This is a genomic window from Nocardioides sp. GCM10028917 (assembly GCF_042666175.1).
GTDB lineage: Bacteria > Actinomycetota > Actinomycetes > Propionibacteriales > Nocardioidaceae > Nocardioides.
Genome location: NZ_JBHTFL010000006.1, coordinates 265962 through 279979 on the forward strand (window position 1 = coordinate 265962; position 14018 = coordinate 279979).

Sequence of the window (14018 nt, forward strand, 5' to 3'; positions counted from 1 at the left end):
CAGGTTCCGTGGGCCGGGGACGAGGGAGTGCCGTCATGTCCGTGCAGAGACGACTTGCCGCGCTGCTGACGCTGATGCTCGCCGCAGCCACTCTCGTGATCGTCACCGCGGTCACACCCGCGGTGGCCGCACCCTGTGACCCACCCGTCACCAACCCCGTGGCCTGCGAGAACAGCCTTCCCGGCAGCCCCGAGAGCGAGTGGGGCGTCTCCGGCGCCGGGTCCACGTCGATCCAGGGCTACGCGACGGACATGAGTGTGGACCAGGGCCAGTCGATCGGGTTCAAGGTAGACACCAGCGCCTCGTCGTACCGGCTCGACATCTACCGGATGGGCTACTACGGCGGGGACGGGGCACGGCAGGTCGCGACCGTCACCCCGACCGTGCTCAACAGCCAACCCAACTGCATCACCGCTGTGGCGACGGGCTTGGTCGACTGCGGCAACTGGACCCAGAACGCGTCATGGGCTGTGCCTGCCACTGCGGTGTCGGGGATCTACTTCGCGAAGCTGGTCCGCACCGACGGGACGACCGGCGCCAGCCACGTCTTCTTCGTGGTGCGCGACGACGACGGCGCGTCGGACATGCTCTTCCAGACCTCCGACACCACGTGGCAGGCGTACAACACCTACGGGGGCAACAGCCTCTACACCGGCGCACCAGCAGGACGTGCGTACAAGGTGAGCTACAACCGTCCGTTCACCACGCGCGGCAACGCGCCCGAGGACTGGGTGTTCAACTCCGAGTACCCGATGGTGCGCTTCCTCGAGTCCAACGGCTACGACGTCAGCTACAGCTCAGGTGTCGACACGGACCGCCGGGGTGCCGAGCTGCTCGAGCACGATGTCTTCCTGTCGGTGGGCCACGACGAGTACTGGTCGGGCACGCAACGCGCGAACGTCGAGGCGGCCCGCGACGCCGGCGTCCATCTGGCGTTCTTCTCCGGCAACGAGGTCTTCTGGAAGACGCGCTGGGAGAACAGCATCGACGGCTCCGGCACGCCGCACCGCACGCTCGTGTCGTACAAGGAGACCCACGCGAACGCCAAGATCGACCCGCTCAGCAACGTGTGGACCGGCACCTGGCGCGACCCGCGCTTCAGTCCCCCGGCCGATGGAGGGCGACCCGAGAACGGGCTGACCGGCACGATGTTCGCGATCAACTGCTGTGCGATCAACATGGTCGTCGGACAGGCCGATGGCCAGATGCGGTTCTGGCGAAACACCCGGGTGGCGAGCCTCGGCACCAACGCCACGACCACCATCGGGACCAACGTCATCGGCTACGAGTGGGACGAGGACCCCGACAACGGCTTCCGACCGCCTGGCACGTTCCGCGTGTCCTCGACGACGGGGACCGGTGACCGCCTGCAGGACTACGGCAACAGCTACGCGTCCGGCCAGGCCACCCATGCCATGACGACCTACCGCGCGCCGAGCGGGGCGCTGGTCTTCAGCGCCGGGACCATCCAGTGGGCGTGGGCCCTGGACGCCAGTCACGACCGCGGGTCCGCCGCTCCCGACACGGCGGCCCAGCAGGCGACGATCAACCTGTTCGCGGACATGGGGGTCCAGCCGGACACCCTGCGCACCGGCCTGACCGCCGCCACCGCCTCCACCGACACGACCGCTCCCACGACCGCGATCAGCTCGCCAGCCGCTGGCGCGACCCTCCCCGTCGGCAGCCCGGTCACGATCAGCGGGACGGCCACGGACACCGGCGGCCGGGTCGCCGGCGTGGAGGTGTCGACCGACAACGGCGCGACGTGGCGACGGGCCACCGGTCGCGGCTCGTGGAGCTACACCTACGCCCCCTCCGCCTCCGGCGCCGCCACCCTGAGGGCCCGCGCCGTGGACGACACGGCCAACATCGGCACCGCTGCGACCGTCAACATCACGGTCGGCAGCGCGCCGACCGCCTGCCCGTGCACGATCTGGCCCGGTACGGCCACCCCTGAGCGGACCGACCCCGACCGCGACCCCGTCGAGGTCGGCGTGAAGTTCCGGAGCAGCGCCGATGGGCTCATCACGGGCATCCGCTACTACAAGCCCACCGAGACGAGCGGCACGCACGTCGGGTCGCTGTGGACCAGCACCGGCACGCGGCTCGCCCAGGTCACCTTCACCAACGAGAGCGCCAGCGGCTGGCAGCAGGCCAGCTTCGCCACACCCGTCCCCGTCACGGCCGGGACGACCTACGTCGCGTCCTACTTCTCGCCCACGCGGTACGTCGTCAGCTCGCGCTACTTCCAGAGCACCGGCACGACGCGCGGACCGCTCACAGCGCTCCAGGACGGAGTGAGCGGAGGAAACGGCGTCTACCGCTACACGTCGACGCCGAGCACGTTCCCCAACCAGACGTGGCAGAGCGAGAACTACTGGGTCGACGTCGTCTTCACCGAGGCCAACGACACCACGAAGCCGACCGTGACCTCCCGGACACCGGCGCCCAACGCCACGGCCGTCGCGCTGGGCAGCGACGTCACGGCGACGTTCTCGGAGCCGGTGCAGCAACCGGGCATCGCCTTCGAGCTCCGAGCGCCCGGCGGCGGCGTCGTTCCAGCGACGATGAGCTACGACGCGTCGAGCCGCACCGCGACCCTGGACCCGGGCGCCGCGCTCGCCGCCACCACGACCTACACCGTCGCCCTCTCCGGTGCGCGGGACCCTGCAGGCAACCAGATGGATCCGGTGACCTGGTCCTTCACCACCGACACCCCTGACACCATCAAGCCAACGGTGACCGGTCGCACGCCGGCCAGTGCCGCGACAGGGGTCGCCCTCGGGGTGTCTCCGACGGCCACCTTCAGCGAGGGCGTCCAGCAGGCGACCATCACCATGGAGGTGCGAGGCCCCGGGAACACGCTGGTGCCCGCCATCACGACGTACGACGGCGCCAGCCGCACCGTCACGCTCGATCCCGGCGCCAACCTCGCCGCGAGCACGGCCTACACCGTCAACCTCAGCGGGGCCCGCGACGCCTCGGGCAACCAGATGGACCCGGTGTCCTGGACGTTCAACACGACCGCCGTGGTCTCGGACTGCCCCTGCACGATCTGGCCGTCGACGACCACCCCCGCCGGCACCGACCCCGACGCCAGCTCGGTCGAGCTCGGCGTGAAGTTCCGCGCCAGCACCGACGGCACCATCACCGGCATCCGCTACTGGAAACCCACGCAGACCTCGGGCACCCACGTCGGGTCGCTGTGGACCCGGACGGGCACCCGGCTCGCCCAGGTCACCTTCACCAACGAGTCGGCCAGCGGCTGGCAGCAGGCGACCTTCGCCACGCCGATCCCCGTCACGGCGGGAACGACGTACGTCGCGTCCTACTTCACCCCCAGCCGCTACGCGGTGAACTCGTCCTACTTCTCCACCGGCGCGACCACGCGGGGCCCGCTCACGGCGCTGCAGAACGGCACCGACGGCGGCAACGGCACCTACCGCTACACCACCACGCCGAGCACGTTCCCCGACCAGAGCTTCAACAGCGAGAACTACTGGGTCGACGTGGTCTTCGAGGACGGCCCGGACACCGCGAAGCCGACGGTGACAGCACGGACCCCCGCGTCGGGCGCCACCGGCGTGCTCGCGGGCAGCGACGTGACGGCGACGTTCAGCGAGCCGGTCCTGGCAGGATCGATCACCGTCGAGCTCCGCACCCCCGGCAGCACCCTCGTGCCCGGCTCCACGTCGTACGACGCGGCGACCCGGACGGTGACCCTGGACCCGACCAGCGCGCTGACCGGCAGCACGACCTACACAGCCACGCTCAGCGGCGCCGAGGACACCGCGGGCAACCGGATGGACCCGGTGTCGTCGTCCTTCACCACCGAGGCGCCCGACACCACCAGGCCGACCGTCACCGAACGCACCCCGGCCAGCGGCGCGACCAACGTCGCCACCACCGCGAACGTCACCGCGACCTTCAGCGAGGCCGTCACGTCGTCGAGCGTCGCGGTCGAGCTGCGCGGACCCAGCGGAAGCGTCGCGGGCGCACTGACCTACCACGCCGCCACTCGCACCGCGACGTTCGACCCGACCCTGGGCCTCGCCACGAGCACGACCTACACCGCGACCGTCAGCGGCGCCCGCGACGCCGCCGGCAACCAGATGGACCCGGTGTCGTGGTCCTTCACGACGGCGGCCACGACCTCGGGCTGCCCGTGCACGATCTGGGCGTCGACCGCGACACCCGCAGGCACCGACCCGGACACCAGCTCGGTCGAGCTGGGCGTGAAGTTCCGGGCCAGCACCGCGGGCTACGTCACCGGGATCCGCTACTGGAAGCCGACACAGACCAGCGGGACCCACGTCGGCTCGCTGTGGACCTCCTCCGGCACCCGGCTCGGACAGGTCACCTTCACGAACGAGTCGGCCAGCGGCTGGCAGCAGGCCACCTTCGCCTCTCCCATCCCGGTCAATGCCAACACCACCTACGTGGCGTCCTACTTCACGCCGACCCGCTACGCCGTCAACGGCGGCTACTTCTCCACCCCCACCACCCGCGGCCCGCTGACGGCGCTGCAGAACGGCACCGACGGCGGCAACGGCACCTACCGCTACACCTCGACGCCGAGCACGTTCCCCGACCAGAGCTTCAACAGCGAGAACTACTGGGTCGACGTCGTGTTCTCCGAGCAGGCCAACGACACCATCCCACCGGCCGTCGTCACCCGGGTGCCCGCGGCCGGCGCGACCGGTGTCACGGTGGGCGTGCGGCCGAGCGTGACGTTCAACGAGCTGGTCACCGGGTCCTCGGTCTCGATGGTCCTGAGGACGTCCGGCGGTCAGGTCGTGCCGGCCACGACGTCGTACGACGCGGGGTCGTCCACGGCGACGCTGACCCCCGCCATCGACCTCGCCTACACCTCGACCTATACCGTCGAGGTGAGCGGTGCGCGCGACTCCGCCGGCAACACGATGACACCGGTGTCGTGGTCGTTCCAGACGGCCGCCGAGCCACCGCCGGGCATCACCGACGGCCCGGGCGGACCGATCGCGGTGGTGACGAGCAGCGGCAACCCGTCCTCGTCCTACCTCACCGAGGTCATGCGCGCCGAGGGGCTCAACGAGTTCGCCAACCTCCGCGTCTCCGCGCTCGACGCCGCCCGCCTGACGTCGTACTCGGTGGTCGTCGTGGGTGACGTGACGCTGACGGACTCCCAGGTGGACGCCCTCACCGCATGGGTGGACGCCGGCGGCAACCTGGTGCTGATGCGGCCGGACGCGAGGCTCTACGGGATCGCGGGGATCGCCGCGCAGGCGGGCACCGTCAGCGACGGCTACTTCGCGGTCAACGCCGCCAGCGAGCCGGGTGCCGGCATCACGACCGACACCATGCAGTTCCACGGCATCGCGAACCGCTACTCCCTCAACGGCGCCACGAGCGTCGCCACGCTCTACTCCACCGCCACGTCCAGCACGGGTCTCCCGGCGGTCACGCTCCGCAGCGTGGGCACCAACGGCGGCCAGGTGGCCACCTTCGCGTTCGACGTCGCTCGTTCGGTCATCGCCACCCGGCAGGGCAACCTCGCCTGGGCCGGCCAGGACCGTGACGGCCTCACTCCCAACCGCTCCAACGACCTGTTCCTCGGCGGCACGTCGACCGACTGGGTCAACCTGTCGAAGGTCCAGATCCCGCAGGCCGACGAGCTGCAGCGGCTCCTCGCCAACGTCGTGACCGTCAGCGCGCGCGACCGCCTGCCGGTTCCCCGGTTCTGGTACTTCCCGGGGACGACCAGGGCCGTCGTGGTCGCCACCGGCGACGACCACGGCAACAACGGGACGCCGGGCCGCTTCAGCACTTACGCCGCGGCGAGCCCGTCGGGCTGCTCGGTGGCCCGGTGGGAGTGCCCGCGGTTCACGTCCTACATCTACCCCAGCACGGCGATTACCAACTCCCAGGCCGCCTCCTTCGACGGCCAGGGGTTCGAGGTCGGCATCCACGTGCAGAACAACTGCGCCAACTACGGGTCCTACCAGCAGCTGGCCGACACCTACACCAGCCAGCTGTCGACCTGGCGCACGAAGTACACCTCGCTCCCGGCGCCCACGACCAATCGCTACCACTGCATCGTCTGGAGCGACTGGGTGTCCCAGCCCAAGGCGGAGCTCGCCAGCGGCATGCGGCTGGACACCAACTACTACTACTACCCCGGATCCTGGGTCGCGGACCGCCCGGGCTTCATGACCGGGTCCGGCATGCCGATGAGGTTCGCCGACACCGACGGATCGATGATCGACGTCTACCAGTCCAACACCGTCATGACCGACGAATCGGGCCAGACCTATCCGTTCACGCCGAACACGCTGCTCGACCGTGCACTGGGCACGCTGGGCTACTACGGCGCCTTCACCGCCAACCTGCACACCGACGCCGCCTCGACCTTCGAGGACACCCAGGTGCTGGCCTCCGCCCAGGCGCGCAACGTCCCGGTCATCACGGCCCGCCAGCTCCTCACCTGGACCGACGGACGCAACGCGTCGTCCTTCGGCGGCCTCTCGTGGAGCGGCAGCACCCTCTCCTTCACCGTCGGGGTCGGAGCGGGCGCGACGGGGCTCACCGGCATGCTGCCGACCACCGGCCCCGGTGGCCGCGTGCTGGCCTCGATCAGCCGCGGAGGCACGGCCGTGCCGTTCACCCGGATGACCGTCAAGGGCCAGGAGTACGCCATGTTCAGCGCCGTCGGCGGCGCCCACCAGGCGACGTACGACGTCTCCGGCGGCGCAACGACGCTCACCCGCGTCGCAGCCGACACCTCCCCCGAGGACGGCGCATCGGTGTCCTGGATTTCCGACGAGCCCGCGACTAGCGTCGTGCGGTTCGGGACCTCGCCCACGCGTCTCTCGTCCCGGGTGGTCGTGGCGGGGCGCACCACCGACCACGTGGTCCGCCTGCCGCTCGCCGCCGCGGGCACCCGTTACTGGTACCGCGTCGCATCGCGCGGTGCCGACGGGTCCGTGTCGGTCTGGCCACGTCCCGGCCATGCGGCCGTCTCGCTCACCACGCCCGCCGGGGACCGATCGGCCCCACGCGTCGGCGGGGTGCGGGCCCTGGCGCTGCCTGACGGCTCCGTCCGGGTGACCTGGCGGACCGACGAGCCGGCCACATCGGTGCTGCACCTGGCCCGCACGGGCCAGCCGCTACGGCGCCGCGGCATCGACACCGAGCTGGTCCGGGACCACACCGTGGTCGTCACGGGGCTGGCACCACGCCGGTCCTACGCCTTCCGGGTCGTCTCGCGCGACGCCTCGGGCAATCTGGCCGCGGGACGCCCGCGACGGTTGCGGGCCGCGGCTGCGGGCATCGCGATGATGACGTCCGAGGACTTCCGCACCGGCGCGACCGGCGGCGACCTGCGCATCGCCGACGACGGTCTGGGAGCGCTCACGCTGGGCGCCCGCGGTTGGGGCCGGTACACCTCACGGGTCATCGACTCCGGGCGCAAGGCGCGCTGGCTCGGCCTCGTCCTCGACGCCACCACCCCCGCGGGCTCGCAGGTGGTCGTACGGGTGCGGGCCGGCGACCGCCCGACGCCCGACGCCACCTGGTCGGGCTGGCGGGTCGTGGCGCTGCGACCTGGGAGCCGCGCCGCCGTGACCGGCCGCTACGTGCAGTACGACGCGACCCTGAGCGCCGAGCGCGGTGGCCTGCCCGTCGTACGGGCCGTCGGTCTGACCCGCACCGGCGGGACCACCTACCGCGGCGAGCACTGAACCGGCCGCCGGGCGTTCAGACCTGGTCGAGCAGCCAGGACGGGCTGAGCACCTGGGCAGGCGCCACGTTCGCGGCGAGCGCGCGGTCGGCGGTCACCACGACGACGTGGCCGCCCGCCTCGCCCGCACGACGCGCCTGCTCGCGGATCTCGGCATCACCGTCGCGCGTCGCGTGCACCGTGCGGACGTGGGCGTCCCGTCCGGCTCGGACGCCGCCCTTGGCCTGACCCTCCAGCACCAGCACGATCTCGTCGTACGACGTGTCGGCGACGAGGAGCCGCTCGTGCAGGCGGCGCGCCGCCCCCGCGCGGTCCTTCCACCAGCCGTCGGGGACGGACCCGACGACGTTGGCGCCGTCGACGACCAGGGTTGTTCCCAATGTGCCCGACCTCCCTGGTTTCGACGCGCTCGCGCGACTTCGTTCCTCAGTCGCGTCGCTTGCTCAACCTGGCCGCCCCCACGCCGCCTGCTCGCTGCGCTCGCACACGGTTGGGCGTCTCACTTGAGGAACTGCGAGAAGTCCTTGGGCAGGTTGAGCTGCTCGGCAGCCTTCTCGTAGTCGACGTCGGTGCCGTCGGGGTTGCCGAAGGGGTTGGCGGCCTTCTCGTCCGAGGCGGTCTTCTGCGCGGCCTTCTGCTGGGCCGCCTTGGCCGGGTTGCCCGAGACGCGCTTCTTGCCCTTCTTGCCCTTGCCCTGCGGGGCCTGGCGGCCGCCGGCGCGCTTGCCGCCGCCGAGGCCGGGCACTCCGGGCATCCCGGGCATGCCGGGGACGCCACCGCCGCGCGCCATCTGCTCCATCATCTTGCGCGCCTCGAAGAACCGGTCCACGAGCTGGTTCACGTCGGACACCTGGCGCCCGGAGCCTGCGGCGATGCGGGCGCGGCGCGAGCCGTCGATGATCTTCGGGTTGTCGCGCTCCGCCGGCGTCATCGACTGGATGATCGCCTGGATGCGGTCGATCTCGCGCTCGTCGAAGTTCTCGAGCTGGTCGCGGAACTGACCCATCCCGGGGAGCATCCCCATGATCTTGGTCATCGAGCCGAGCTTGCGGATCTGCATCATCTGCTGGAGGAAGTCCTCCAGCGTGAAGCCGCCCTTGGTGGCGAGCTTCTCGGCCGCCTTCAGCGACTGCTCGGAGTCGAACGCCTTCTCCGCCTGCTCGATCAGGGTGAGCATGTCGCCCATGTCGAGGATGCGGGAGGCCATCCGGTCGGGGTGGAAGAGGTCGAAGTCGGTCATCTTCTCGCCGCTGGAGGCGAACATGACCGGCTTGCCGGTGATCGAGCGGATCGACAGCGCGGCACCGCCGCGGGCGTCGCCGTCGAGCTTGGTGAGCACCACGCCGTCGTAGCCGACACCGTCGAGGAAGGCCTGCGCGGTGGTGACCGCGTCCTGGCCGATCATCGCGTCGACGACGAAGAGCACCTCGTCGGGCTGCACCGCGTCGCGGATGTCTGCGGCCTGCTGCATCAGCGTCTGGTCGACGCCGAGGCGACCGGCGGTGTCGATGATGACGACGTCGTGGAGCTTGCGCTTCGCCTCCTCGATCGACCTGCGCGCGACGTCGACCGGGTCGCCACCGTGCTCGACTCCTTGGGCGTTGCCCGGCTCGGGGGCGAAGACGGGGACGCCGACGCGCTCACCGTTGACCTGCAGCTGCTGGACGGCGTTGGGACGCTGGAGGTCGGCCGCGACGAGCATCGGCGTCTTGTCCTGGTCCTTGAGCCACAGCGCGAGCTTGGCCGCGAGCGTCGTCTTGCCGGCGCCCTGGAGGCCGGCGAGCATGATGACCGTCGGCCCGCTCTTGGCGTAGCGCAGGCGGCGCGTCTCGCCACCGAGGATGGTGACGAGCTCCTCGTGGACGATCTTGATGATCTGCTGCGCCGGGTTGAGGGCGCCGCTGACCTCCTCGGAGCGGGCGCGCTCCTTCACCGCCCCGACGAACTCCTTCACCACGGGCAGCGCGACGTCGGCCTCGAGCAGCGCGATGCGGATCTCACGCGCGGTGGCGTCGATGTCGGCCTCGGAGAGCCGGCCCTTGCCCCGCAGGTTCTTGAAGGTGTCGGCAAGGCGGTCGGAGAGTGTGGCGAACACGGTGTGGGTCTGTCCCTCGCATCGGTGGTGGATCAGGGGTGGATCAGAGTCTGGTACGACGACCAAGACTAACGGCCGCACCCCGCCCGGGCTCAGCCGACGAGCTCATCCGACGTGCTCAGCCGCCGAGCGCCGTGCGTACGGCATGGGCGGCCGCCGCCGCCCGCTCCTCCGTCGGGCGCACGCCGCCGACCTCCTGGACGTAGAACACGTCGACCGCTTGGGGGCCGAGCGTGGAGACGTGCGCGGAGGCGACCGTGAGGCCGAGCCCGGCGAGGGTGGTGAGCACGCGGTGGACCACACCGGGCCGGTCCGAGGTGCGGATCTCCAGCACCAGCGAGGCGCGCGAGGCGTCCGGGCGGACCTCGACGATCGGTGGCAGCTCGCCGTCCGGGCGCGCGGGCAGGTCGGGGAGCCGCTGGGTGCCCTCGACGACGCGGCGGATCCGCTCGCGCACGACGCTGGCGTCGAGGTAGGCGTCGGGCACCTCCCACGCGCTGACGCCCCACTCGCCCTCCGCGTCGACCTGCGACCAGGCGCGAGCGGCGTGCACCGGCACCCGGAGCGCGGCGAGACCGCCGGCGACGTCGGCGAGGAGGCCGACGCGGTCGGCCGCGACCACGGTGACGGTTGCGCCGACCTCGTGCGGGACGATCTCGACCGACACGGCGGCCGGGTCACGCCGTACGACGTCGGGGACGGGCAGCGACCCGGCCGGGGCCACGTGGGTGATCTCGGCGCCGAGCGCCTGCCCGGCCCGCGAGACGAGGCGGTCGACCAGCGACGCCCGCCACGTCGTCCACGCCGCCGGCGAGGCTGCTCGGGCATCGGCCTCGGTGAGCGCACGCAGCAGCTCGAGGCTGGCCGCGTCGGGGACGTGGGTGAGCAGCTCGGCGGTGGTGGCCGGGTCGTCCGGGTCGCGGGTGGTCGCGAGGTCCGCGAGCAGGAGGTGCCAGCGCACGAGGGACGCGACCACCTCGGCGTCGAGATCGGTGAACCCCATCCGGGCCACGACCTTGCGGGCCAGGGGCTCGCCGGCCACGGAGTGGTCGTGCAGCGAGCCCTTGCCGATGTCGTGCAGCAGCGCGGCGACCAGCAGCAGGTCGGGCCTGCGGACGCTGCGGATCAGGGTGCCCGCCGCCGCGCAGGTCTCCACGACGTGCCGGTCGACGGTGAAGCGGTGGATGGCCGAGGCGTGGGGCAGGAGCCGGATCTGTTCCCACTCGGGCAGGAAGGTCCCGATGCCCTCGACCTCGTCGAGGGTCTCCCAGACAGGCAGCAGGGCGGGCCCGCTGGCGAGCAGGCGGACGAGCGCGTCGCGGGCGGGGACCGGCCACGGCACGGGGAGCTCTGCCCCCTCCCGCACCAGCCGGGCGGCGGTGGTGGGCGCGAGGACGGCGTCACGGCTCGCCGCCTCCGCCGCCCCGCGGAGCAGGAGGGTCGGGTCGTCGCCGGGCCGGGTGCCGGCGTCGAGGACGACCTCGCCGCGCGACAGCGCGATGCCGGGGGCGATCCTCTCCAACGCTGGCGTCCGCCGACCCCTCTCCCCCGTCGACCGGGCCATGACGGCGTCCGTGCGCCGCCACGCCAGCCGCGAGAGGTGGGCGATCCGGCGGCCGAGGGAACGGACGTGGCGCTGGGCGGCCGCGGCGTCGGCGAGCCCGAGGCGCTCAGCCAGCGGTCCCCACATCTCGGGGGCGATGCGGTCGGCCGGCCGGCCGGCGAGGTCCTGCACCTCGTCGCGGACGTCGAGGAGCATCAGTCGCGCCGCCTCGAGCGCGGGCGTGGAGGCGTCGACGAGCCAGCTGGCCTCGATCGCCTTGAGCACGCCGGCGTCGCGCAGCCCGCCCTCGGCCTCCTTCACGTCGGGCACCGAGACGTGCGCCAGCTCGCCGGTGACGTCGTGGCGCTTGAGCGTCATCGCCTTGAGCTCCGGCAACCGGGTCCGGGCCTGACGGCGCCAGTCGGCCAGCATCGTGGTGCGCAGCCGCAGGCTGAGCCCCGGGTCGCCGGCGAGGTGGCGGGCGTCGAGCAGGCCGAGCGCCACCCGGAGGTCCGCCGCCGCCTCGAGCACCTCGCTCATCGAGCGGACCGAGTGGTCGAGCCGCCGCCCCGAGTCCCACAGCGGGTACCAGAGCGTGGCACCGAGGTCGCCGAGGTCGAGGCCGTCCTCGTGGACCAGGACGACGTCGAGGTCGGAGTGCGGCGCGAGCTCGCCCCGGCCGTACCCGCCGACCGCGACCAGAGCCACCCCGGTGACGGGCCCGCCGGAGGCGGCGTACGCCTCCCGGCAGAGCTCGTCGGCCGAGGTGGCCCTGGTCTGTCGCAGTTCTGCGGTCACGCTGGGTCCCGAGACAACTCGACCATCAGAGTGCCGACGCGTCCTGCTCGCCGGTGCGGACACGGACGACGGTCTCGACGGGACTGACCCAGACCTTGCCGTCACCGATCCGACCCGTCTGCGCGGTCTTGACGACGATCCCGACGATGTCGTCGGCGTCGGCGTCGTCGACGACGATCTCGATGCGGATCTTCGGGACGAGGGCGATGTCGTACTCCGCCCCCCGGTAGACCTCGGTGTGGCCCTTCTGGCGGCCGTAGCCGCTGACCTCGGAGACCGTCATCCCGGCGACCCCGAAGGTCTCGAGCGCCTCGCGGACGTCCTCCCACTTGTGCGGCTTGATCACCGCGGTCACGAGCTTCATGCGCTGGCTCCTTCGGTCTTCGTGGTGGTGGCGACAGGGGCGGTGGAGGCTGCGAGGACGCTGCTGCTGCCGCCGCTGGTGCCGCTGTGCAGGTCGTACGCCGACTCGCCGTGGGCGACCAGGTCGATGCCGTTGACCTCGTCCTCCTCGTCGAGGCGCAGGCCCATCGTGTACTTGATCGCGAGGGCGATGACAGTGGTGAGGATGCCCGAGTAGAGGACGGCCACCAGGACACCCAGCGACTGGTCGGCCAGCGAGCCGAACCCGCCGCCGTACAGGAGCCCGTCGACGCCGCCCGCGCCCTCGGCCGTGGAGAAGACGCCGATCAGCACGGTGCCGACGACGCCGCCGACGAGGTGCACGCCGACCACGTCGAGCGAGTCGTCGTACCCGAGCTTGTACTTGAGGCCGACGGCCCAGGCACACAGCCCGCCGGCGATCAGGCCGATCGCCACCGCGCCGGAGAGGTTCACCGCACCGGCGGCCGGGGTGATCGCGACCAGGCCGGCGACGATGCCCGACGCGGCGCCGAGGGACGTGGCCTTCTTGTGGATCAGGCGCTCGACCAGCAGCCAGCCGAGGATGGCGGCGAAGGTCGCCAGCGTCGTGTTGGCGAAGGTCCGCCCGGTCTCGGCGAAGAACTGGTCGTCGTTGTAACCGTCAGCGAAGACGATCGAGCCCACGTTGAAGCCGTACCAGCCGAGCCACAGCATGCCGGCGCCCAGCATGGTCAGCGTCAGGTTGTGCGGACGCATCTGCTCCCGGGGCCAGCCGATCCGCTTGCCGAGCAGCAGCACGAGCACCAGGGCCGCGACGCCGGCGTTGATGTGGACAGCCGTCCCGCCCGCGTAGTCCTGCGCGCCGATGCGGCCGCAGATGAGCGAGTCGTCGGTGCAGCTGAACACCATGTGGGCCATCGGGAAGTAGACGATGACGGCCCACAGCGGGACGAAGACCAGCCAGGCGGAGAACTTGAGCCGATCGGCGACCGCGCCGCTGATCAGCGCTGCGGTGATGATCGCGAAGGTCATCTGGAACATGACGTAGATGTAGTTGTCGGTGCTGACGCCCTCGAGCCAGAACAGCTCGAACGGGTTGGCGAAGAAGGTGCCGTCGCCGCCGAAGCCCATCGACCAGCCGACGGCGACGTAGAGGATGCCGACGACGGGAGCCGCGATGAACGACATCATCATCATGTTGAGCACGGACTTCGACCGCGACATGCCGCCGTAGAACAGGGCCAGCGCGGGCACCGTCATCATCAGGACGAAGGCAGTCGCCACCAGCATGAAGGCGTAATAGCCGTCCACAGGACCTCCAGGATTTCGAGCACGAACAGATGGGGGTGGTCACCCGGGCCATGACGCCGCTGTCATGGCGGTGCCCACGTGATGACCCGCAGCCTGTGCGGGCGAGGTTTCGCCGGGCCGCGACGGATGTTGCGAGCAGGCAACGGAATGGGTCCTCGTGTTACGGGTGTGTGAACGGATCGGCCCCGGAG

General features: G+C 71.4%; 6 protein-coding genes. 1 reads left to right on the forward strand and 5 read right to left on the reverse strand.

Going from position 1 to position 14018, the window contains the following annotated elements; translation table 11 throughout:
* Positions 1 to 35: 35 nt before the first annotated feature.
* Complete coding sequence (locus ACFQW6_RS08935; RefSeq protein ID WP_378543377.1) at positions 36 to 7718, forward strand: DUF4082 domain-containing protein; 7683 nt, start codon at positions 36 to 38, stop codon at positions 7716 to 7718.
* Between the two features lie 16 nt (positions 7719 to 7734).
* On the opposite strand, the gene ACFQW6_RS08940 is transcribed toward ACFQW6_RS08935, so the two are convergent.
* The 5 genes from ACFQW6_RS08940 to ACFQW6_RS08960 all read right to left on the reverse strand — a co-directional run bounded on the left by ACFQW6_RS08940 (position 7735) and on the right by ACFQW6_RS08960 (position 13806).
* Entirely contained in the window at positions 7735 to 8097 is a 363-nt protein-coding gene (locus ACFQW6_RS08940; RefSeq protein WP_378543380.1) for a hypothetical protein, read from the reverse strand.
* Positions 8098 to 8216: 119 nt separating this feature from the next.
* Positions 8217 to 9812, reverse strand: coding sequence for a signal recognition particle protein (gene ffh, locus ACFQW6_RS08945; RefSeq protein ID WP_378543383.1), 1596 nt, complete (start codon positions 9810 to 9812; stop codon positions 8217 to 8219).
* A gap of 118 nt (positions 9813 to 9930) precedes the next feature.
* Positions 9931 to 12153 (reverse strand): [protein-PII] uridylyltransferase, encoded by a 2223-nt coding sequence (locus ACFQW6_RS08950; protein ID WP_378543386.1) that lies wholly within the window; start codon positions 12151 to 12153, stop codon positions 9931 to 9933.
* Positions 12154 to 12178: 25 nt separating this feature from the next.
* Positions 12179 to 12517 carry a P-II family nitrogen regulator gene (locus tag ACFQW6_RS08955; protein ID WP_172259157.1) on the reverse strand — a complete coding sequence of 113 codons (339 nt, stop codon included), beginning with the start codon at positions 12515 to 12517 and terminating at the stop codon, positions 12179 to 12181.
* Positions 12514 to 13806, reverse strand: coding sequence for an ammonium transporter (locus tag ACFQW6_RS08960; RefSeq protein ID WP_378543390.1), 1293 nt, complete (start codon positions 13804 to 13806; stop codon positions 12514 to 12516). Before ACFQW6_RS08960 ends, ACFQW6_RS08955 begins: the two co-directional genes overlap by 4 nt.
* Between the last annotated feature and the right edge of the window lie 212 nt (positions 13807 to 14018).

Excerpts from the sequence above, each read along its gene's own strand:
- ACFQW6_RS08935 (WP_378543377.1), top strand. The coding sequence starts at position 36 with ATGTCCGTGCAGAGACGACTTGCCGCGCTGCTGACGCTGATGCTCGCC.
- ACFQW6_RS08955 (WP_172259157.1), bottom strand. The coding sequence starts at position 12,517 with ATGAAGCTCGTGACCGCGGTGATCAAGCCGCACAAGTGGGAGGACGTC.
- ACFQW6_RS08960 (WP_378543390.1), bottom strand. The coding sequence starts at position 13,806 with ATGCTGGTGGCGACTGCCTTCGTCCTGATGATGACGGTGCCCGCGCTG.